The sequence below is a fragment of the Halomonas gemina genome (genome assembly GCF_023554995.1).
Lineage (GTDB): Bacteria > Pseudomonadota > Gammaproteobacteria > Pseudomonadales > Halomonadaceae > Halomonas > Halomonas gemina.
This window is the reverse complement of sequence record NZ_JAMJPK010000007.1, coordinates 1-22,081: the sequence shown is the minus strand read 5'-3', so window position 1 is coordinate 22,081 and position 22,081 is coordinate 1. Positions and strand designations below refer to the sequence as shown.

Here is a 22,081-nt window from a genome sequence, read left to right as displayed (position 1 = left end):
GACCGCCTCTGCATGAACAGGATTGATGCAGCGTCGCGTATCTTTCATTGGTCGGCAGCCAGGCCAGCCGTCAGAATAGCCGCAATATGCATCATTTTCATGAGGTAAGCCGATGAGCACGCAGGAACACCCGCTGGGGATCAGCTTCGAGTTCTTCCCGCCCAACACCGACGCCGGGCGGGAGAAGCTGGTCGGCGTCCGCGACGCCCTGGCCGGCCGCGCGCCGCGCTTCTTCTCGGTCACCTACGGCGCCGGCGGCTCCACCCAGGACCGCACCCTGAACACGGTGCGGATGGTACGCGAGTCCGGTTTCACCACCGCGCCGCACCTCTCCTGCATCGGCAGCGACAAGGGCGCGCTGCGCGAGCTGCTCGCGCGCTACCGGGAGGAGGGCATCGACAGCCTGGTGGCCCTGCGCGGTGACATGCCCTCCGGCATGGGCGGGGGTGGCACAGGCCAGCTGCGCTACGCCAACGAGCTGGTCGAGTTCATTCGCGAGGAGACCGGCGACCATTTCGAGATCGCCGTGGCCGCCTACCCGGAGTCCCATCCCCAGGCGGCGAACCTCGAGCAGGACCTGGCCAACTTCGCCCGCAAGATGAAGGCCGGGGCCAACCTCGCCATCACCCAGTACTTCTTCAGCGCCGAGGCCTACTTCCACTTCGTCGACCGGGCGCGCGCGCTGGGCGTCGAGGCTCCCATCGTGCCCGGCATCATGCCGATCACCAACTACACCAAGCTGGCGCGCTTCTCGGACGCCTGCGGCGCCGATATCCCGCGCTGGATCCGCAAGCAGCTGGAGAGCTATGGCGACGACAGCGAGGCCATCGGCGCCTTCGGCGAGGAGGTGGTGTCGCGGCTCTGCCAGCGGCTGCTCGACGGCGGGGCCCCCGGGCTGCACTTCTATACGCTGAACCAGTCGACCCCCTGCCTGCGCATCCTCGACAATATCTTGGCTTGAGGCGAAGGCTCGGACTTCCAGGGTGCCATGACAGAGGCCCCGCCAATGGCGGGGCCTCTGTGCTCCTGTGCAATCGCTGGTGAAGGAAAAATCGTTTCAGCCTGAGGATGCCGTCGCCTTGTCCTCCTTGGGGTACAGCTTGCGCTGCATGAGGAACAGTGCCACCGCGATGGCAAGACCGGCAATATCGGTATAGATACCGCCATAGATCATGAATATCGCCCCGATCAGCATGAGAACTCTTGTCCACACCTTAATGGGCCCGAAGAACCAGGCCTGTACCATGCCGGACAGCAGCACGATACCCAAAGTGGCGGTGGCACCGACCCGCAGGATCTGCATCCAGGAGCCTTCCATCAGCATGGCCGGGCTATAGAAGAACATGAAGGGCACGATGAAGGCGGCCAGACCGATCTTGAACGAGGCCACCGAGGTTCCCATGGCGTTGGCGCCGGAGATGCCTGCCGCCGCGTAGGATGCCAGGGCTACCGGTGGGGTGATCGCCGAGACCACGGCGAAATAGAAGACGAAGAAGTGCGCCACCAGGGGCTGGACGCCGATATTGATCAGGCCGGGCGCGACCACGGAGGCGGCCACCGCATAGGCTGCCGTGGTGGGCATGCCCATGCCCAGCAGTATCGAGATGCACATGGCGAAGAACAGTGCCAGCAACTGGCTGACACCCGCCAGCCCGAGCAGCAGCGAGGAGAAGCGCGCGCCGACCCCGGTCAGCGAGATCACGCCGACGATCAGGCCGGCACAGGCACACACGGCGATGATCTGAATCGCCATGGTGCTGGCCAGCCGCAAGGCCCGCAGGATGGACAGGATGCCCATCTTGTTGGGGGAGATCCAGCTCACCACGGCGGCCGAGGCGGTGGCCAGAGTGCCGGCGCGGATCACCGAATAGCCCATGAACAGCGCCGCGATCAGTATGATGATGGGTGCAAAGAGATAGACCTGCTTGACCAGTCTCGAGAACAGCGGGATCTCGTCCTTGCGCATGCCCCTCATGCCCTTGTAGGCGGCCTCGAAGTCGACCATGCAGTAGACCGACACGAAGTAGAGAATAGCCGGGATCAGCGCCGCTACGGCGATCTCGGTATAGGGAATGCCGGTAACTTCGGCCATGATGAAGGCGCCGGCGCCCATGATCGGCGGCATGATCTGCCCGCCGGTCGACGCCGCGGCCTCGATGGCGCCGGCGCTCTTGCTCGGATAGCCCACCTTCTTCATCAGCGGGATGGTCAGCGAGCCGGTAGAGACCACATTGCCGGCGCTGGTGCCGTTGATCATGCCCATCAGGCCGGAGGCGAAGATCGCCACCTTGGCCGGGCCGCCACGGGCGCGACCGGCGCAGGCGAAGGCGAAGTTGACGAAGTAATCACCGACCTTGGAGGCCTGCAGGAAGGCCGCGAAGATGATGAAGAGGATGATGTAGGTGGACGAGACCGCGGTCGTCGGCCCGAGGATGCCGGCATCGGTGTAGACCTGGCTGAAGAACCGGTTGAACGACAGGCCAGGATAGCCCAGGAAGCCGGGAAGATAGGGGCCGAAGAAGACATAGAGCAGGAAGATGGCGGAGATCACCACCAACGCCAATCCGGTGAGGCGACGGGTCATCTCCAAGATCAACAGCGACCCGGCCAGTGCTGCAAGGGAGATGCCCACGGGCGCGAAGGAGGTGCCGGTTGAGGCCCGAAGCGGGGTACCGTAAATCAGGATCAGGTAGCCCGCCGTGGCCATGGCACACACCATCAGTACCAGGTCGCTGGGTGCGAGCTTACTGCGCACCTGACGGTAACACCAGGAGAGCAGGATAGCGCCGCCCGTGGCCAGCAGCAGGGGGTAGCCGAAGTGCCAGGTTTCGGTTTGCGGTTCGATGCGCAGGGCGCCGCTGCTGATTTGCTGCTGCATCAGGAAGACTTGAAGCAGGGCGTAGAGGGCGGGTATCAGCAGGGCATAGCTGATCCAGGTAAGCCAGACCGGCGAGGCTTTGCCGTGGCCTTCGTCGGCGAAGCGGGACCCGGCATAGAGGCCGAAACCCAGAATCAGGGCACCGGCGATATGCACGATGCGAAATGACCAGGTTTCCATCGGATAGACATTGAGCGATATCAGATGGAAAGCGGAGTAGGCGATAGCCAGGCCGGCGAAGAGTGCCCACTGCCAGCCAGTGAAGAGGCGCCGATTGGATTCGATGACTTCTTCGTCGACACCCTCGGCGATGCTGTCGGGCACCTTGTCGGTAGCCTCCTCGGACTCCCCTGGTCGGGTATCGGGAGCGTTGCTCATGGGATATCACCTTCGAGTGTGGGATAGCAGGAGTCGAAAATGCCCCGTCTCGACGTTATGGCCGGGAGCGGGGCAAGGCATCAGGCTCGAGAGACGATCAGTTCAGCTTGCGCTCTTCAGGGATCTCGTAGCCATTTTCCTCGTACCAGCGCACCGCACCCGGATGGAAGGGCAACACGGTGTTCTTGTCGATATTTTCCGGGATGGATGTGACGGCGCTGCGGTGTACTTCCTGCATGCGGTCGTTGTTCTCCATGCTCACCTTGGTGACTTCATAGATGAAGCTTTCCGGCAGATCACAGCCGGCGATAGTGAAGTTCCACATGGAAACGGCACGGGCATCCTCCTCGAGGGTCTCGTAGGTGCTGGCCGGGATCTGGAAGGGGGCGACCGGGAAGGCGTCGAGTACCTGGGCCTGCTCTTCCTCGGTGAACTCGATGATGTTGACGTCGGTCTGGACCTCCAGTTGGCTGACGGCCGGGATCGGAATGCCGGCAGCGAAGGCGATGACGTCGAGCAGGCCGTCCTGCAACTGACCCCCGAGGTCGGTCCAGCCACCATTACGGCGCTCGAAGTCGACACCCAGTGCTTCGAGAATCGCCGGGAAGTAGGTATCGGAGGTGGAGGCCGCCGGGCCGAAGCCGATACGGGCGCCCTCCGGGATGTCGGAGATCGAAGTAATGCCGCTGCCGGCCAGGGCGGTGATGGAGAAGGGTGTCTCATACATCGGGAAGAGCGCACAGACATTGTCCATCGGCACGCCCGGCGCCAGCGGGCTTTGACCGGCCAGGGCTTCGGCGGCCGGACCCATGGTGGTCAACCCAAGAGCGATATTCCCCGTATGAACCAGGGCCAGGTTCTGGTTCGGGCCGCCTGTAACCTCGCCACCGCCGGAGATGCCCAGTTCGTTGGCCACCAGGTTAGCCCAGCCGGAACCATAGACGAAGTAGGTGCCGCCCTGGCTGGCGGTACCCACGGTGAAGTTGTCCGGCCAGTCGCTGCGATCGGACTGGGCCGAGGCCGAGGCGGCGACCAGCAGGGAGCCGGCGAGGGTGCCGGCGAGGATCCGTGAGGTTGCGTTGCGCATGGCGTGTCTCCTGTATGCGGTTGTGCTCTTGTCATCTGCCCGGGCCGTCGTGCCCCGGGGCTGCATGCCGTTACCCAGTATGGTCACCGGCGGCGGGACCTGCCGTGGACCGGGCCGGGGTGGCATCAACGCCCAATACACAGCAATGGCCATGCCTGTCTGGTCGAATTCCTTGTATTTCATGATATTGCGAAGATATTGTTCGACCTTGGTCGAAGCGGCACTGGCGAGGTGGGGCCGGGATCCCGCACGGGACGGGGATCGGGCTGTGCGGATTTCCGCACGGCTCTCGCGGCAATGGTGCCGTCAGGCGTCGGCGTCGGGCGGCGAGGTCAGGGCGGCCGTCAGGCGGCTGGCCTGGTGGAGGTCGTTCATCAGCGAGGAGGCGAGCCAGGGGTCCAGGCGATGTTGGCGTAGCCGCTCGGCCAGTTCGTGCTGCCAGCGGCGACGGACATCCTCCAGGGGCGCCTCGATGTCGCGGGTGTCCGGGTCGTTGGCCAGGCGGTTGAGGCCTTCGGCGAGGGCCATGCGCAGGTCGTCGTGGGCCTCGCGCAGGGGGCTCGCCGGCGCGGCATGGCGCAGCAGGCTGCGCTGCAGCACCTCGCCGAAGCGTACCGCCTCGACCAGGCGCAGGGTGCGGGCATAGAGGGCCTCCAGGCGGGCCTCCTGGGCCGCGGTGAGGGGCGTGTCGATGCGCGAGTAGAAGTCCAGGATCTCCGCCATCAGCGGCTTGATCTGCTCGTGGTAGCGCACGTTCACCAGCGGCCACTCCTCGGGAACGATGGGGGCCTCGATCACGGCCCGGTCGGGCGGGTGGCCGATCGCCTCGGCGCTGGGCACCAGGATGGCCGCGGCGAGCAGGTGGTAGGTGCGCCGGTCGAGCCGTCGGCACTCCTGCTCGATCGCCGCGAGGGCCGTATCGGCGTGCTGCAGGGCGTTGGTCTCCAGGTAGCGCGCCTGGGCCGGGGGAACTCTTGCTGGCTCGGGGAGGAACCGTTCCAGGCCGCTGGCCAGTCGCGGGATCCAGGGCAGCATCAGCACGATGCCGAGAACGTTGAAGAGGGTATGGAAGAGCGCCAGCTTGAGCGGCCAGGCGGTGGCCGCCAGGCCCAGCAGCGCGGCGAGCCGGTCTACCAGCCCGGCCAGCGGCAGCAGCAGGGCCAGGGCCACGGCCGCGGTGACCAGGTTGAAGATCACGTGGGCCCCGGCCAGGCGTCGGCCGGCCGTGCTGGCGCCGAAGGCACCGATCACCGCGGTCACGGTGGTGCCGATGTTGGCGCCGATGGCGATGGCCAGGGCCGGCAGGTAGGGCAGCTGGCCGGAGGCCAGTGCCGTGAGGGTGATCAGCAGGGTGGCGTGGCTGGACTGCATGACCACGGTGGCCATGACGCCGAAGAGCACCAGCAGCGGCCAGTGCCAGAGGTGCTCTCCGGCCAGGCCGTCGAGGGAGAGACCATCCTGCCAGGTCTCGAAGCCCAGCTTCATGAAGTCGATGCCCAGCAGCAGCAGGCCCACGCCGAGCAGCAGGCCGGCGATGCCGGCACGACTGCCCTGCAGCAGCCGGGAGCCCAGCAGCCCCAGCGCCAGCAGCGGCATCGCATACTGGGCGAGGTCGGCCTTGAGGCCGAAGCCGGCGATCAGCCAGGCACCGGTGGTGGTGCCGAGGTTGGCGCCGAAGAGCAGGGCAATGGCGGCGGGCAGGGCCACCAGGCCGGCGCCGACGAAGGACATGGCCAGCAGGGTGACCAGCGAGCTGGACTGGACCAGCGCAGTCGCCAGGGCGCCCACGGCGATGGCCCGTGAGGTGCGGCGGGTGGCGGCGTGCAGCCAGCGGTCCAGGGTGCCGCCGGAGAGCCGCTTGATGCCTTCCTCCAGGTGGCTCATGCCCCACAGGAAGAGGCCCAGCCCGGCGGCCAGGGTGGCCAGGTCGAGTCGCGCGAACAGCAGCGCCGCCGCGGCCGCGAGCCCGAGCAGCTCGAGCAGGCGGCGCTGCGGCAGCAGGACGGTGGCCGCTCCCTGGCCCATGCGTTTCAGTGCCCTTTCGGGTCGAGGATCTTCACGGTCTGCAGGTCGCTGCGCGTCTGCTCCTCGCGCTCGCGATTGACCCGGGTCTCGAGCTCGGGCAGGGCCTCGTTCTCGATGGGCAGCTGCTCGAAGAAGTCACAGCTTACGCAGTCACGATAGCGGATGCCGTTCTGCTCCCAGCTGCGGATGCGGTCCATCTCGGCGCAGCGCGGGCAGATGGCCCCGGCGATAAAGCGTTTCTGGACGGCCATGGTGTCTCCTGTGGCGGCCCCGGCGGCGCGGCCGGGGCGATGGATGTCAGGGGCTCAGGCGGCACGGATGCCGCTGTGGCGCAGCAGCGGCTCAACGCTGGGCTCGCGGCCGCGGAAGGCGCGGAACAGCTCGGCGGCGTCACGGGAGCCGCCGCGTTCGAGGATCTCGGTGCGGAAGCGACGGCCGGTCTCGGGGTCGAAGATACCGGCTTCCTCGAAGGCGCTCCAGGCATCCGCGGAGAGCACCTCGGCCCACTTGTAGCTGTAGTAGCCCGCCGCATAGCCGCCGGCGAAGATGTGGCCGAAGCCGTTCTGGAAGCGGTTGAAGTCGGCCCGCGGGACCACGGCGACGGCATCGCGCACCGCGTCGAGCAGCGCCTGGATGTCGGCGGCGCTCGGCGCCGCGAGCTCGCGGTGCAGGCGGAAGTCGAACAGCGAGAACTCCAGCTGGCGCACCATGCCCATGGCGGACTGGAAGTTCTTGGCCGCGAGCAGCCGCTCGAAGAGTGCCTCGGGCAGCGGCTCGCCGGTCTCCACGTGGGCGGCGATCAGGTCGAGCCCCTCGCGCTCCCAGCAGAAGTTCTCCATGAACTGGCTGGGCAGCTCCACCGCATCCCAGGCCACGCCATTGATGCCGGAGATGTCGGCGACGGTCTGGCGGGTCAGCATGTGGTGCAGGCCGTGGCCGAACTCATGGAAGAGGGTGGTGACCTCGTCGTGGGTCAGCAGCGCCGGGGCGTCTCCCACCGGGCGGGTGAAGTTGCAGGTCAGGTAGGCCACCGGCAGCTGCACCGCGTCGCCCTCCAGGCGGCGGACCCGGCACTCGTCCATCCAGGCGCCGCCGCGCTTGCCCTCGCGGGCATAGAGGTCGAGGTAGAAACCGGCGATGGGGGCGCCGTGCTCGAGGATGCGGAAGTAGCGCACGTCGGGGTGGTAGCGCGGGGCCGTCTCGTCCTCCGCGAAGGTCACGCCGTAGAGGCGCTCGACCACCCGGAACAGGCCGTCGACCACCTGCGGGGCGGGGAAGTAGGGGCGCAGCTGCTCATCGGAGATGGCGTAGCGCGCCTCGCGCAGCTTCTCGCTGGCGAAGCCCACGTCCCAGGGCGCCAGAGACTCCATGCCCAGCTCGTCGCGGGCATAGGCCGAGAGCTCCGCATACTCCTCGCGGGCCTGGGGGACGGCGCGCGCCGCGAGGTCCTCGAGGAAGGTGACCACCTGGTCGGGCGACTCGGCCATCTTGGTGGAGAGCGAGTAGTCGGCGTAGTCGCTGAAGCCCAGCAGCTCGGCCAGCTCGTGGCGCAGCGCGAGGATCTCCTCCATCACCGGGGCATTGTCGTACTCGCCGGCGTTGGGGCCCTGGTCCGAGGCCCGGGTGACGAAGGCGGTATAGATCTCGCGACGCAGCTCGCGGTCCTCGGCGTAGGTCATCACCGGGAAGAAGCTGGGGAAGTCCAGGGTGATGCGGTAGCCGGCCAGCCCCTTGGCCTCGGCATTGGCACGCAGGCTGGCCAGGGCGCTCTCGGGCAGGCCGGCCAGGCGGGTCGCGTCGGCGAGGTCCAGGTGCCAGGCCTGGGTGGCGTCCAGCAGCTGGTTGGAGAAGGTGTTGGAGAGCTCGGAGAGCCGTGACTTGATCTCCCCGTAGCGCCGCTTCTTCTCGGCGGGCAGGTCCACGCCGGCCAGGCGGAAGTCGCGCAGCGCATTTTCCACTGTGCGACGCTGGCCATCGTCGAGGGTCTCCCAGGCGGGACCGTCACGCAGTGCCTGCCAGGCCCGGAAGAGCCCCTCGTGCTGGCCGATCCAGGTGCTGTAGTCGGAGAGCTTGGCCAGGCAGGCCTGATAGGCCTCGCGCAGTTCGGGGTTGTTCATGGTGCCGTTGAGGTGCGAGACCGGTGACCAGGCCCGCGCCAGGCGGTCGTTTAGGGCTTCCAGCGGGGCGGCCAGGCTGTCCCAGCTGGGGGCGGCCGTGTCGGCGCGCGCCACCAGCGCCTCGATGGCCGTGCGGTTTTCCGCCAGCAGCGCCTCGATGGCCGGTACCACGTGCTCGGGCCGGATGGCATCGAAGGGGGGCAGTTCGTGGGGGTCGAGCAGCGGATTGCGGGACATGCACACCTCGGGTCGGGGCTAGGGAGTGGGTCTTAGATGCGGGCGGCCGCGGCGGGTTTCAATATGCTAGGCTTGCGTCCTTTTCGAGCTCGTGGAGTGGGCCCATGAACGAGACGCTGGAGCGCTGGAGCACGCGGCGCGCCTTCATCCTGGCGGTGACCGGGGCGGCAGTGGGGCTGGGCAACATCTGGCGCTTTCCCTACATCACCGGCGAGAACGGCGGTGCCGCCTTCCTGCTGCTCTACGTGGCCTTCGTGCTGCTGCTGGGGCTGCCGGTGATGATGGCCGAGATCCTGATCGGCCGCGCCGGGCGCCGCAGCCCCATGCAGTCGCTGGGCCACCTGGCCGGCCAGGCCGGGGCGAGTCGCCACTGGCGGCTTCTGGGCCTGTTCGGCGCCTTCACGGTGTTCTGCATCCTCTCCTTCTACTCGGTGGTCTCGGGCTGGTCCATCGAATTCCTGGTGGCCGCGGTCAATGGCGACTTCGTGGGGCGCAGCGCGGCGGAGATCGGCGCCGGCTTCGATGCCTTCCTCGCCGACCCCGGGCGGATGACCTTCAACCATACACTCTTTCTGGTGATGACCATGCTGGTGGTCGCCGCCGGGGTGGCCAAGGGCCTGGAGAAGCTCAACAACCTGCTGATGCCGATGCTCTACCTGCTGCTGCTGGTGCTGGCGGGCTATGCGGCCACCACCGAGGGCTTCGGCCCGGCACTGGCCTGGCTGTTCCTGCCCGACCTCACGGCGGTGACGCCCATGGTGATGTTGCAGGCCATGGGCCACGCCTTCTTCACCCTGGCGGTGGGCGCATGTGCGCTGATGGCCTATGGCGCCTACATGCCCGACCACCAGAGCCTGCCCCGGGCCGCCGTCTCGGTGGCGGTGCTGGACGTGACGGTGGCGCTGCTGGCGGGCATCGCCATCTTCTCGGTGGTGTTCGCCCAGGGCATGGATCCCGGCGAGGGGCCGGGGCTGATGTTCGTCACCCTGCCGGTGGCCTTCGCCGAACTGCCCGGCGGGCCGCTATGGCTCTCGCTGTTCTTCCTGCTGCTGCTGCTGGCCACCTGGACCTCCTCCATCAACCTGGCCGAGCCCATGGTCGCCACCCTGCAGGGCTGGGGCCTGCGTCGGGGGGCCGCCGCGGCCGTGGTGGGGCTGGCGGTCTGGGGGCTGGGGATGCTCTCGGTACTCTCCTTCTCGAGCCTGGCCGAGACCCGGGTGCTGTTCGGCATGAACCCCTTCGAGCTGGTCAGCACCATTCCGCCGGAGATCTTCCTGCCGCTGGGCGGGCTGCTGATCGCCATCTTCGCCGCCTGGGTGATGCCCGAGGAGACCACCCTGCGGGCGCTGGATGCGGGTCCCAACGGCTTTCGTGCCTGGCGCGCCCTGGTGCGCTGGGTGTCGATCCCGCTGACGCTGGTAGTATTGTTGGCCGGACTGATCTGAGACGCCTGACCTGACAAGAAGAGGTGAGCAATGAGCGAGGCAACGAGTCTGCGACCCTGGAAGGGCCTCGAGCCGCAATTGGGCGCGCGGGTCTACATCGACCCGGCCTGCATGGTGCTGGGTGACGTGGTGCTGGGCGACGACTGCTCGGTGTGGCCCATGGCGGTGATCCGCGGCGACATGCACCGCATCCGCATCGGTGCGCGCACCAGCGTGCAGGACGGCAGCGTGCTGCACATCACCCATGCCAGCGACTTCAACCCCGACGGCTACCCGCTGACCATCGGCGAGGAGGTGACCATCGGCCACAAGGCGATCCTCCACGGCGCCACCCTGGGCAACCGCATCCTGGTGGGCATGGGCGCCATCGTCATGGATGGTGCCGTGGTCGAGGACGAGGTGATCATCGCCGCCGGCGCCGTGGTGACGCCCGGCAAGCGCCTGGAGAGCGGCCATGTCTATGCCGGCAACCCGGCCAAGGCGCTGCGCCCGCTCAAGGAGCAGGAGCGGGCCTTCTTCCCCTATACCGCCGGCAACTACGTCAGGCTCAAGGACGAATACCTGGTCGGCTGAGCCTGTCGCCGATTGGCAACTGATTGTTTTTTCTGGCCATGCTGCGCATAATCTGGTTTTTCATCCAGTATTTTCGAGTCTCTGCACATGGCCGACTTTCGTACTCACCTCGGCGTCGCGGTTGCCGGTGGCGCGCTGCTTGCTCTGGGCGGCTGGCAGGCCACCCCGCTATCCGCCCCCGACGCCGCCTCCCTGGCCATCCTGACCGCGTTCGGCGGCATTCTGCCGGATGTCGATGCCGACAACTCCCATGCCATCCGCCTGATCTTCACCCTGTTCGCCGTGCTGTCGGTGGTGGTGGGCGCCCTGCTGTTGCAGGGGTGGCTCGGCCCGGGGGGGCTCATCATCGCCTGTGGCGGCCTGTATGTTGGCGTGCGCTATGTGCTGAGTGCCGTGTTCAAGCGCTTCTCGGTGCATCGTGGTATCTGGCATTCGCTGCTGGCCTCGCTGCTGTGCGGGCTGGCGACCACGGTGGCCAGTTACCAGTGGCTCTCGCAGGACGCCTGGATGGCCTGGGCCCAGGGGCTGGCGCTGGTGCTGGGTACGCTGATCCACCTGCTGCTCGATGAGCTCTACAGCGTCGACCTGGTCGGGACGCGTATCAAGCGCTCCTTCGGGACGGCGTTCAAGCTGTTCGACTATCGCCAGCCGGGCAACTCGGTGCTCATGCTGGCGCTCGCCGCCGCGCTGATACCCTGGCTGCCCCCCTGGCCGGCGCTGCGCGAGCTGCTGCGTCACGGGGCCTCGCTCTGGCGGTAGTCCTCGGCCTTGAGGCCGTACTTGCGAAGCTTGTCGTAGAGGGTCTTGCGCGGCAGGCCGAGCTGCTCACAGGCATCGGAGACGCGGCCGCGGTGGCGGGCCAGGGCCTGGTCGATCAGGCTCTTCTCGAACAGCTCCACCTGCTGGGGCAGGGCCAGGTCGCCGCTGTCGCTGTCCACCCCCTCGAGCAGGGCATCCAGGCGGTGGTCGCAGGTGGCGCCCAGCAGCACGTAGCGTTCGGCCAGGTTGCGCAGTTCGCGCACGTTGCCCGGCCAGTCGTGGGCGAGCAGCGCCGAGATGCCGGCGGCATCCAGCGGCGGTGCCTCCAGGCCGCTGCGGTTGGCGGCGACCACGGCGAAGTGCTGGAAGAGCAGCGGGATGTCCTCGCGCCGCTCGCGCAGCGGGGGGATCGGCAGGGTGACCACCTCGAGCCGGTAGTAGAGGTCCTCGCGGAAGCGTCCCGCCTCGGCGGCGGCCTTGAGGTCGACCTTGGTGGCGGCGATCACGCGCAGGTCCAGGGGCACCGGCACGTTGGCGCCCAGCCGCTCGATGGAGCGCTCCTGCAGCACCCGCAGCAGCTTGACCTGCAGCGACAGCGGCATCGACTCGATCTCGTCGAGGAACACCGTGCCGCCCTGGGCATGCTCGAACTTGCCGATGCGCCGCTCCACGGCCCCGGTGAAGGCGCCCTTCTCGTGGCCGAACAGCTCCGACTCGATGATGCTCTCGGGGACGGCGCCGCAGTTGATGGCCACGAAGGGGTGACCGCCGCGGGGGCTGCGCTCGTGGATCGCCCGTGCCACCAGGTCCTTGCCGGCCCCGGTCTCGCCGAACAGCAGCACGTCGGTCTCCACCTGGCTGATGCGCTGGACCATGGAGGCGAGGCGCTGGATGGCCGGGGTGCGCCCCACCAGCCGCGGTCCCGGCGCCGACTGCTGGGCCTCGAGCTCGGCCTTGAGCTCACGGTTCTCGAGGCTCAGGCGACGCTTCTCCACGCCGCGGCGCACCATCTCCACCAGGCGCTCGCCGGCGAACGGCTTCTCCAGGAAGTCCCAGGCACCCTCGCGCATCGCCTCCACGGCGGTGGAGATGTCGCCATGGCCGGTGATCAGGATCACCGGCAGGTCGGGGTCGCGGCCGCGCACCTCGCGCAGCAGGGCCATGCCGTCCATGCCGGGCATGCGGATGTCGCTGACGATCACCCCGGGGAAGTCCGGCGTCAGGGCCGCCAGGGCGGCCTCGGCGCTCTCGAAGGCGCGGGGCTCGTAGCCCGCCAGCTCCAGGGTCTGGCCGGCGGTGATGCGCAGGTGCGCCTCGTCGTCGATGATCATCACCGGAAGGGTCGCCGGCTCATGCATGGGTGTCGTGCTCCTCGGGCCTGGTGTCGCCGGTCGCCTCGGGACCGGGGTCGCGGGGCAGGGTAATGGTGAAGCGGGCACCGCCGCCAGGCGCGTTGTCCGCGGCCAGTCGGCCGCCCAGGTCATCGATGATGCGCGCCGAAATCGACAGCCCCAGGCCCAGACCGCTGCCCGGCGACTTGGTGGTGAAGAAGGGCTCGAAGATCCGTCCCAGGTGCGCCTCGGCGATGCCGGGGCCGTTGTCGATGACCCGGATGCTTACCTCCTCGCCGTGGGGCTCGATGCTCAGCCATAGTCGCGGCGTCTCGGTCCGGGCCATGGCCTGGAGGGCATTGCCGATCAGGTTGACCAGCACCTGCTCCAGGCGCACCAGGTCGGCGCGCACCCAGGCCTCCTCCCCGGGCCAGTCGCGTTCGACCACGACCCCGGCGTCGCGCAGCCGCGACTGGAAGAGCCGCAGGGCGTAGCCGAAGCAGGCGGGGACCGAGACACTGGTGGGCCGGTCGCCGCTCTTGCGCGAGAACTGGCGCAGCTGGGCACTGATCTCGGCCATGCGGTCGGTGAGCTCGATGATCTGCGCCAGGTTGCTGCTCGCCGCCTCGCTGCGGCTGCGGGCCAGGAATGCGGCGGCATTCTCGGCATAGGCGCGAATCGCCGCCAGCGGCTGGTTGAGCTCGTGGTTGATGCCGGCGGCGAGCTGGCCGAGCACGGCGAGCTTGGCGGCCTGGACCAGTTCGTCGCGGGTCTGGCGCAGCCGCTCCTCGGCGCGGCGACGCTCCTCGATCTCGCCGGAGAGGCGCCGGTTGGTCTCGACCAGGTCGCGGGTGCGGCGCTGCACATTGCGTTCCAGCTCGTCCCTTGCCCGGGCCAGGGTACGCCGCTCCCGCTCGGCGAACTGCTCACGCTCGCGGCGCAGCCGCAGGCGCTGCCAGCCGACGCCGCCGGCCAGGACCACCACGCCGTAGAGGCCGCCGGCCAGCAGCGCGGCGAGCCACTGCGCCTGGACCACCGGCGCCAGCGACTTGAGGATATGCATCTCCCAGCCGAACGCCGGCATGGGGCGCGACAGGCCCAGGTAGTCGTCGCCGGCCAGCGGGCCTCGCCGGAAGCCGACACGCTGGCTGTGCTCGCCCGGGGTGCCGGTGATCTCGATGCCGGCGGGGGCCAGCGGCTCATCGGCATAGCGGCGGGTGTCCAGCAGCGCCTCCCGCTCGTCGCCGGAGAGCGGCTGCAGGGCCCGCATGCGCAGCTCCGGACGGCTGGCCATGAAGATGATGTCGTCCGTATCGGTGACCAAGAGCTCGGCATCCTGCTCGGCCCAGCTCGCCTCCAGGGTATCGAGCAGCACCTTCACCACCATGACGCCATCGGGGCTGGCATTCGGTTCGGTGTCGTCGAGCCACACCGGGGCCGAGAAGTAGTAGCCGCGCTCCCGGGACTGCACGCCCAGGCCATAGAAGCGCCCGGCGTGGCCGGCGATGGCATCCTGGAAGTAGCTGCGAAAGGCGTAGTTCTGGCCGATGAAGGTGTTGGGGCGGTGCCAGTTGCTGGCGGCCAGGGTGTCGCCGTGGCGGTCGATCAGGTAGATGTCGGAGACGCCGGCGGTGGCGCGGAAGCGGTCCAGCAGTCGGTTGAGCGGCATGGGGTCCTGGCTCTGCGGGGAGGCCAGGAAGCGCCTGACCATCTCCCGCGAGGCGAGCAGGGCGGGCAGATAGTCGTGGCGAGAGAGGTGGCCGACCAGGCTCGCCGCCGAGAGGCGCAGCTCGTTCTGGGCGTCCTGGCGCAGACCCTGCAGGGCCTGGTCGCGGGCCAGCAGGGCGGCCTGCCACATGGCGAGCACCAGCCCGAGGGGCATCAGCAGCCAGAGCAGCTGGCGGGCCCGACGGCGGGAGGGCATCGGCATGGCCGGCCTCAGCGGGAGGTCGCCGGCATGACCTGGGCGCGGCGCAGGGCGCGCTGGGCCCGGGTCTCGGCGCGCTCGACCTCGAGCAGCCCCTCTTCCACGAAGACCAGGTGCTCGTGGGCGCGGGTGCGGGCGTCCTCGGCCCGACCCTCGAGGATGGCATCGAGCAGGGCGCGGTGCTGCTTCATCAGCAGCGGGCGCGACTCGGGCTTCTCGAACAGGTGGGCCAGGTTGTCGACGATGCTCTTCTCCAGCAGGTGGAAGATGCCGCGGATGGTATGCAGCAACAGCACGTTGTGGGCCGATTCGGCGATGGCCATGTGGAAGGCCGCGTCGGCGCGGGCCTCGAGCGCCGGGTCGCGCCCCTTGAAGCAGGCCTCCAGCTCCTCGAAGCGCTTGATCAGCAGCGCCTTGTCGGTGGGCGTGGAGCGCAGGGCCGCATAATAGGCGGAGATGCCCTCCATGGCGTCGCGGAACTCGAGCAGGTCGAGGTGGAACTCCCCGTGGCGGGAGAGCATCTCCAGCAGCGGGTCGCTGTAGCCGCTGTTGAGCTCCTCGCTTATGAAGGTGCCGCCCCCCTGGCGGCTGGTCAGCAGGCCGCGGGCCGACAGCTTCTGGATGGCCTCGCGCAGCGAGGGGCGCGAGACGCCGAACCGCTCGGCCAGCTCGCGCTCCGGCGGCAGGCGCTGGCCGGGCTTCAGGCTACCCTCGAGGATCAGCGCCTCGAGGCGCTCGGTGATGACATCGGCGAGACGAGGCTGTCGGACGGGTTGATAGGCCATGGTGGCGGCTCCGGAACACGTGGCGAAAGTCGGCATGGTATCGCCATCAAATTGGTATTACCAAACACCGCGTCGACGACTCGTTGCCGCCGTTCCGGGCCACTCGAATTTGTTCAGCTACATCAAGGTGTTGGGAGAAGCGTTGAAGGCGATAGACTAAAGTATAGGCAGGCGGGGCTGGGAAGCGGGCGGCGCGCGTTTGACACTGCAGGCTCCGCCTCCTAATGTGCGGCAACGTTTTCATGTCAATTGGTCTTACCAATTTACCGTAGTCCGAATCAACGACTTCAGCGCAACGCTGCCGTGCCCCCGCGCTGTCCAGGATCCTGCCCATGACGCCAGTCAAGCTCTATCCGCCGAAGCCGGAGAAGGTCTACTTCTTCGGGACCTGCCTCGTCGACCTCTTCTATCCGGAAGCCGGACTGGACGGTATCCGCCTGCTCGAGCGGGAGGGCATCGAGGTGCTCTTTCCCGAGGACCAGACCTGCTGCGGGCAGCCGGCCTACACCTCGGGCTACCAGCAGGAGGCCCGCGCGGTGGCGGCGGCCCAGCTCGGCCTCTTCCCCGAGCCCTGGCCGATCGTGGTGCCTTCCGGCTCCTGCGGCGGCATGATGCGCACCCACTACCCCCAGCTTTTCGCCGACACCGACCTCGAGGAGCAGGCCAATGAGGTGGCGGGGCGAGTCCATGAGCTGACCGAGTTCCTGGTGCATGTCTGTCACCTCAAGCTCGAGGATCGCGGCGCACCGGAGAAGGTCGCCATGCACACCTCCTGCAGCGCCCGGCGCGAGATGGGGCTGGCCGAGACCGGCCCGGCCCTGCTGGCCCAGCTCGGCAAGGTCGAGCTGGTGGAACAGGCGCGGGCCGCGGAGTGCTGCGGCTTCGGCGGCACCTTCGCCGTGCGCCATCCCGAGGTCTCCGCGGCCATGGTGGAGGACAAGACCACGGCCATCGCGGAGGCCGGCGCCCAGCGCTTCGTGACCTCCGACTGCGGCTGCATGATGAACATCGGCGGCCGCTTCGAGCAGCAGAAGAAGCCGGTCAAGGGCGAACATATCGCCAGCTACCTGTGGCGGAGGACCTCATGAGCGCAGTCCAGACCCCCGGTGTTCAGACATACAGCCCCCGCGAGTTCCATCGCCAGGCCCACGATGCCCTGGGCAATCCGCAGATCCGCGCCAACTTCCGCAAGGCGATGGATGGCCTGATGACCAAGCGCCGTGACAGCTTCGGCGACTGGGAGCTGGAGACCCTGCGCGAGCTGGGTGCCAATATCCGCCTGCGGGCGCTCGCCAAGCTGCCCGACCTGCTCGAGCAGCTGGAGGCCAACTGCGAGGCCAACGGCATCCGGGTGCACTGGGCCGAGGACGGCGACCAGGCCTGCCGGATCATCCGCGAGATCTGCGACGCCCACGGCGCCAGGTCGGTGATCAAGGGCAAGTCGATGGTCTCCGAGGAGATGCACCTCAACGCTCACCTGGAGGAGGCGGGCATCGAGGCACTGGAATCCGACCTCGGCGAATACCTGGTGCAGCTCAACGAGCAGACGCCCTCGCATATCATCATGCCGGCGATCCATCTCAATACCGATGAGATCTCCGAGATCATGCACGACAAGACCGGCACCGAGCGCACCCGCGACGTCGACTATATGACCGCGGCGGCCCGTGCCCAGCTTCGCGAGCGCTTCATGGCCGCCGACGTGGGGGTCTCCGGGGTCAACTTCGCGGTGGCCGAGACCGGCACCCTGTGCCTGGTGGAGAACGAGGGCAACGGCCGCATGACCACCACGGTGCCGCCGGTGCACGTTGCCGTGACCGGCATCGAGAAGGTTGTCGAGCACCTGCGCGACGTGCCGCCTCTCTATGCCCTGCTGACCCGCTCGGCCACCGGCCAGCACGTCACCACCTACTTCAACATGATCAGCTCGCCGCGCAAGGAAGGGGAGCATGACGGACCGAAGGAGGTGCACCTGGTGCTGGTGGACAGCGGCCGCTCCCGCATCTACCAGGACGACGAGCTGCTCGACACCCTGCGCTGCATCCGCTGCGGCGCCTGCATGAACCACTGCCCCGTCTATACGCGGGTGGGCGGGCACACCTACGGCACCACCTACCCGGGGCCGATCGGCAGCATCCTGTCGCCGCACCTGATGGGATTGGAGGACACCAAGGACCTGCCCACGGCATCGAGCCTGTGCGGCGCCTGCGGCGAGGTCTGCCCGGTGAAGATCCCGATTCCCGACCTGCTGGTAAGGCTGCGCCGTGAATCGGTGGGCGAGGGGCGCGGCAACGTGCCCGGCGCCGGCGTCAAGCGCACCCGCAAGGAGGCCGCGGCCTGGAAGGGCTTCCAGTGGCTGGCGACCCACCCCTCGGCCTGGCGCGCCGGCACCTCGGTGGCCGGCAAGCTCAAGGCGCTGATGCCTGCCAAGCTGGGCGCCTGGACCGACTACCGCACCGCCCCCAAGCCAGCCGGCACCACCCTGCATGCGCTGGTCAAGCGCCATCAGGCGAACAAGACCCATGAGGAGGAGCGCTGATGCGTGCTCGCGACGCCATTCTCAAGCGCCTGCGCGAGCGGGCCGACGGCCCCCTGAGCGCGCCCGAGAGCGACTTCGCCGTGGTGACCCACCGCGGCTGGAGCCAGGAAGAGCGCCTGGCCCGCTTCGAGCGCTGGATCGCCTCGGTGCACGGCGAGGTGGTCCATACCCCCCGGGAGACCTGGACCGAGGCGCTGGCCAGGGTGCTCGCCGACAAGGGCGTGCGGCGGCTGGCGCTGGGCAAGGAACACCCGGTGGCCGCCGAGGCGCGCCGCGCCCTGGCCGATGCCGAGATGGAGCTGGTCGACGTCGACCGCGATATCGAGCAGTGGCAGCGCGAGCAGTTCGAGCGGGTCGACGCCGGCCTGACCTCGACCCGCGGCGCCATCGCCGAGACCGGCAGCCTGTGGCTGTGGCCGACGCCCGACGAGCCGCGCCTGATCAGCCTGGTGCCGCCAATTCATGTTGCGGTGCTGGATGCCGATACCCTCGAGGACACCTTGTTCGATGTCGTCGAGGCGCATGGCTGGGCCGACGGCATGCCCACCAACGCCCTGCTGATCTCCGGGCCCAGCAAGACCGCCGACATCGAGCAGACCCTGGCCTACGGCGTCCATGGGCCCCGCGAGCTGGTGGTGCTGGTGCGCCATCCTGCTGCCACGGAGGAGCAAGCCTGATGGCCACGGATACATGGCGCGATCTCAAGGCGGCGCTGGCGGCGGCGATACCCGTCGAGCGGCTGATCGATGACCCGTTGCGCACCCTGGCCTACGGCACCGACGCCAGCTTCTATCGGCTGATACCGCGGCTGGTGGTGCGCCCCGAGAGCGAGGCGGAGCTGCAGCACACCCTGGCGGAGTGCCGCGAGCGCGAGTTGCCGGTGACCTTTCGCGCCGCCGGCACCTCGCTGTCCGGCCAGGCGGTGACCGACTCGGTGCTGATCCAGTTCGGCCGCGGCTGGCGGGACCATGCGATCCTCGACGAGGGCCAGGCGATCCGCCTTCAGCCCGGGGTCATCGGGGCCCGAGCCAACCAGCTGCTGGCCCCCTTCGGTCGCAAGATCGGCCCCGACCCGGCCTCGATCGCCAGCTGCATGGTCGGCGGCATCGCCGCCAACAATGCCTCGGGGATGTGCTGCGGCACCGCCCAGAACAGCTATCGCACGGTGCGCGACATCCGGGTGATCCTGGCCGACGGCAGCCTGCTCGACACGGCGGATGCCGATAGCGTCGCCGCCTTCCGGGCCTCCCATGGGGAGCTGCTGGCCGGCCTGGAAAGGCTCGCTGCCCAGACGCAGGGCAACGCCGCGCTGGCGGAGAAGATCCGCCACAAGTACCGGCTCAAGAACACCACCGGCTACGCCCTCAACAGCCTGGTCGACTTCAGCGATGGCATCGAGATCCTCAAGCACCTGATGATCGGCTCCGAGGGCACCCTGGGGTTCATCAGCACCATCACCTACGACACCGTGGTCGACGAGCCCCTGAAGGCCGCGGCGCTGGCCTTCTTCCCCGACATGGGCACCACCTGCCGCGCGACCATCGCCCTCAAGCGGGCGCCGGTCTCCGCCGTGGAGCTGATGGACCGGGCCGCGCTGCGCTCGGTGCAGGACCAGCCGGGCATGCCCGCGGTACTGAGGACGCTGCCCGAGGGGGCGGCGGCGCTGCTGGTCGACGTGCGCGGCAACGACGAGGCCGAGCTCGAGGCGCGCATGCAGGCGGTCCAGGCGACTCTCGAGGGCATCCAGACTCAGGAGCCGGTCACCTTCACCCGTCACGCCGATACCTATGCCCTCTACTGGAAGATCCGCAAGGGGCTCTTCCCGGCCGTGGGAGCGGTGCGCGAGACCGGCACCACGGTGATCATCGAGGACGTGGCCTTTCCCATCGAGCGTCTCGACGAGGGCGTGCTGGCGCTGACCGACATCTTCCATCGGCATGGCTACCGGGACGCCATCCTCTTCGGCCACGCCCTGGAAGGGAACCTGCATTTCGTGTTTCCCCAGGGCTTCGAGAAGCCCGGCGAGGTGGAGCGCTACCAGGCGCTGATGGACGAGGTGGCGCAGCTGGTCGGCGTGGAGTATGGCGGTTCGCTCAAGGCCGAGCATGGCACCGGGCGCAACATGGCGCCCTACGTGGAGCTGGAGTGGGGACCCGAGGCCTATGCGCTGATGTGGGAGATCAAGGCGCTCTTCGACCCCGGTAACCTGCTCAACCCCGAGGTGATCCTCAGCCGCAACCCGACGCTGCACCTGGAGAACCTCAAGCCCCTGCCGGCGGCCGACGCGATCGTCGACAAGTGCATCGAGTGCGGCTTCTGCGAGGCGGTCTGCCCCTCGACTGACCTGACGCTGACGCCACGCCAGCGCATCGTCATCCGGCGCGAGCTGGCCAGGCTCGAGGCGCTGGGGAACCAGGCCAGCGATGCCGACAGGGCACGCATGGCACAGCTCGAGAAGGCCTATGTCTACCACGGCATCGACACCTGTGCGGCCACGGGGCTCTGCGCTACCCAGTGTCCGGTAGGCATCGATACCGGTGAAATGGTGCGTCAGCTGCGCCGCGACCGGGCGCTCGACAAGGCCTCCCTGGCCAGGCGTATCGGCCGACACTTCTCCGGGGCAACGCGTGCGGCGCGGGGCGGTCTGGCCGCGGCGGGCGCGGCGCGGGCCGTGCTGGGCGTCAACCTGATGGGCAAGGTGAGTACCGGTGCGCGCCGGCTGAGCGGAGAGCGCTTGCCCCAGTGGAGCCCGGCCCTGCCCAGGTCGGCGCCGATCCGGGTGCTGGAGCAGGCGCCGTCGGGGGATGCCTCTAGGGATAAGGTGGTCTACCTGCCCTCCTGTGCCACTCGCATCTTCGGCGCGGCCCATGACGACGAGACCGAGGCACGCTCGGTGATGGAGATCACCCTGGCGCTGCTCGACAAGGCCGGTTACGAGGTCATCCTCCCGGAGATGATCGGCCACCTCTGCTGCGGCATGGCCTTCAAGTCCAAGGGGCAGTATGACGAGGCCAACCACAAGGCGCGCGAACTCAACCGCGAACTGCTGGTCGCGAGCCAGAACGGACGCTATCCGGTGCTCTGCGATACCAGCCCCTGCACGCTGCAGATGCAGGAACACCTGGATGAGCGGCTCGAGATGCTGGAGCCGGTCGCCTTCGCCCATGACCACCTGCTGCCCCGGCTGGCCGTCACGCCGCTGGACGAGCGGGTCGCCGTGCACGTTACCTGTTCGAGCACCCGCATGGGGCTGGCCGACAAGTTCGTCGGGCTGGCGCGGGCCTGTGCCCGGGAGGTGGTGGTGCCCGCGGAGATCACCTGCTGCGGCTTTGCCGGTGACAAGGGTTTCACTACCCCGGAGCTGAATGCCTCCGCGCTGGACGGGCTGGCCGAGCAGGTCGCGGAGTGCAGTGCCGGCTACTCGAATTCGCGCACCTGCGAGATCGGCCTGAGCCAGCACGGCAAGATCCCCTATCGCTCGATCTTCTCGCTCCTCGACCGGGCCAGCGGGGCGCCCTGACATTTTTCTTCCCGCGGGTCTTGCGTGGTGTCGGGAGAATCCGTAAAGTACGCATCCGCTGCCGGCGACGGGCAACGTTGCAGGCGGTGATGAGAGGCAGAAGTGGTTGTTTCAGTTTGGGTTTTTCGAGCAAGTTGACGAAATTCCCGCTTGACGGAAACGCCCGGTTCGGTAAAATACCGCTTCTCGATCGGTCGCCATCTCGATGGCCTGTCGATCAGCCGCAGGGTGCCACGGCGCGCCTCGCAGGGTTGACACGGACAGCCGATCACGTAGAATACGCCTTCCTCGCAGGGCGCTGACGAGGCCGCCGCTCGCTAGAGCCGGCCACGCCAGCAAGCGAGACGCTCCCTTCATCGAGATCGGAGCCGCTCTTTAACAATCGATCAGGTAATTCATGTGGGCGCTTGTCGGGATGTTGGTGACCAGTCACTGCAACATTCAAGGCAAGCGACTCGTCAAATGAGACGTTTGAACCTT

The 22,081-nt window shown here is 68.1% G+C and carries 17 protein-coding genes; 8 read left to right on the top strand and 9 right to left on the bottom strand.

Going from position 1 to position 22,081, the window contains the following annotated elements:
* Positions 1-112: 112 nt before the first annotated feature.
* Positions 113-961 carry a methylenetetrahydrofolate reductase [NAD(P)H] gene (metF, locus tag M8009_RS15115; protein WP_250062687.1) on the top strand — a complete coding sequence of 283 codons (849 nt, stop codon included), beginning with the start codon at positions 113-115 and terminating at the stop codon, positions 959-961.
* A 96-nt stretch (positions 962-1,057) separates the two neighbouring features.
* Here metF and M8009_RS15110 read toward each other — a convergent pair whose 3' ends face one another.
* The 5 genes from M8009_RS15110 to prlC form a co-directional block, all read right to left on the bottom strand.
* Positions 1,058-3,256, bottom strand: a complete 2,199-nt coding sequence (locus M8009_RS15110; RefSeq protein ID WP_250062685.1) for a TRAP transporter permease — start codon at positions 3,254-3,256, stop codon at positions 1,058-1,060.
* A 97-nt stretch (positions 3,257-3,353) separates the two neighbouring features.
* Positions 3,354-4,343: a TAXI family TRAP transporter solute-binding subunit gene (locus tag M8009_RS15105; protein ID WP_250062683.1), complete on the bottom strand. Its 990-nt coding sequence runs from the start codon at positions 4,341-4,343 to the stop codon at positions 3,354-3,356.
* Between the two features lie 306 nt (positions 4,344-4,649).
* Positions 4,650-6,368: a Na/Pi cotransporter family protein gene (locus tag M8009_RS15100; protein WP_250062680.1), complete on the bottom strand. Its 1,719-nt coding sequence runs from the start codon at positions 6,366-6,368 to the stop codon at positions 4,650-4,652.
* A gap of 5 nt (positions 6,369-6,373) precedes the next feature.
* Entirely contained in the window at positions 6,374-6,619 is a 246-nt protein-coding gene (locus M8009_RS15095) for a YheV family putative zinc ribbon protein (protein ID WP_250062679.1), read from the bottom strand.
* A 54-nt stretch (positions 6,620-6,673) separates the two neighbouring features.
* Positions 6,674-8,722, bottom strand: coding sequence for an oligopeptidase A (gene prlC, locus M8009_RS15090; RefSeq protein ID WP_250062677.1), 2,049 nt, complete (start codon positions 8,720-8,722; stop codon positions 6,674-6,676).
* Positions 8,723-8,826: 104 nt separating this feature from the next.
* Here prlC and M8009_RS15085 point away from each other — a divergent pair, with 104 nt between their 5' ends.
* The 3 genes from M8009_RS15085 (at position 8,827) to M8009_RS15075 (ending at position 11,499) form a co-directional block, all read left to right on the top strand.
* The gene (locus tag M8009_RS15085; RefSeq protein ID WP_250062675.1) at positions 8,827-10,167 is read left to right on the top strand and encodes a sodium-dependent transporter; all 1,341 of its coding nucleotides are present in this window, start codon (positions 8,827-8,829) and stop codon (positions 10,165-10,167) included.
* Positions 10,168-10,197: 30 nt separating this feature from the next.
* Positions 10,198-10,740, top strand: a complete 543-nt coding sequence (locus tag M8009_RS15080; protein ID WP_250062673.1) for a gamma carbonic anhydrase family protein — start codon at positions 10,198-10,200, stop codon at positions 10,738-10,740.
* 87 nt (positions 10,741-10,827) lie between these two features.
* Entirely contained in the window at positions 10,828-11,499 is a 672-nt protein-coding gene (locus M8009_RS15075) for a metal-dependent hydrolase (RefSeq protein WP_250062671.1), read from the top strand.
* On the opposite strand, the gene M8009_RS15070 is transcribed toward M8009_RS15075, so the two are convergent.
* From M8009_RS15070 to M8009_RS15060, 3 genes are read right to left on the bottom strand one after another with little or no spacing between them, the layout of a single operon-like run.
* On the bottom strand, positions 11,475-12,857 hold the full coding sequence (locus M8009_RS15070; protein WP_250062669.1) for a sigma-54-dependent transcriptional regulator: 1,383 nt from the start codon (positions 12,855-12,857) through the stop codon (positions 11,475-11,477). The two genes, M8009_RS15075 and M8009_RS15070, sit on opposite strands and share 25 nt — an antisense overlap.
* The gene (locus tag M8009_RS15065) at positions 12,850-14,754 is read right to left on the bottom strand and encodes a sensor histidine kinase (RefSeq protein WP_430886921.1); all 1,905 of its coding nucleotides are present in this window, start codon (positions 14,752-14,754) and stop codon (positions 12,850-12,852) included. The genes M8009_RS15070 and M8009_RS15065 overlap by 8 nt, the downstream gene beginning before the upstream one ends.
* A 14-nt stretch (positions 14,755-14,768) precedes the next feature.
* Positions 14,769-15,542 (bottom strand): GntR family transcriptional regulator, encoded by a 774-nt coding sequence (locus M8009_RS15060; RefSeq protein ID WP_250062665.1) that lies wholly within the window; start codon positions 15,540-15,542, stop codon positions 14,769-14,771.
* A gap of 332 nt (positions 15,543-15,874) precedes the next feature.
* Here M8009_RS15060 and M8009_RS15055 point away from each other — a divergent pair, with 332 nt between their 5' ends.
* Genes M8009_RS15055 through M8009_RS15040 form a run of 4 tightly spaced genes read left to right on the top strand, consistent with a single transcriptional unit; the run spans position 15,875 to position 21,601 of the window.
* Positions 15,875-16,630, top strand: a complete 756-nt coding sequence (locus M8009_RS15055; protein WP_250062663.1) for a (Fe-S)-binding protein — start codon at positions 15,875-15,877, stop codon at positions 16,628-16,630.
* The gene (locus M8009_RS15050) at positions 16,627-18,081 is read left to right on the top strand and encodes a LutB/LldF family L-lactate oxidation iron-sulfur protein (protein ID WP_250062661.1); all 1,455 of its coding nucleotides are present in this window, start codon (positions 16,627-16,629) and stop codon (positions 18,079-18,081) included. Before M8009_RS15055 ends, M8009_RS15050 begins: the two co-directional genes overlap by 4 nt.
* Positions 18,081-18,758, top strand: a complete 678-nt coding sequence (locus M8009_RS15045; RefSeq protein WP_250062659.1) for a LutC/YkgG family protein — start codon at positions 18,081-18,083, stop codon at positions 18,756-18,758. The genes M8009_RS15050 and M8009_RS15045 overlap by 1 nt, the downstream gene beginning before the upstream one ends.
* Positions 18,758-21,601, top strand: a complete 2,844-nt coding sequence (locus tag M8009_RS15040) for an FAD-binding and (Fe-S)-binding domain-containing protein (protein ID WP_250062657.1) — start codon at positions 18,758-18,760, stop codon at positions 21,599-21,601. Before M8009_RS15045 ends, M8009_RS15040 begins: the two co-directional genes overlap by 1 nt.
* Positions 21,602-21,869: 268 nt before the next feature.
* Here M8009_RS15040 and M8009_RS15035 read toward each other — a convergent pair.
* Positions 21,870-22,081, bottom strand: a 212-nt coding sequence (locus M8009_RS15035) for a hypothetical protein (RefSeq protein ID WP_250062655.1), incomplete at its 5' end; no start/stop codon positions are given.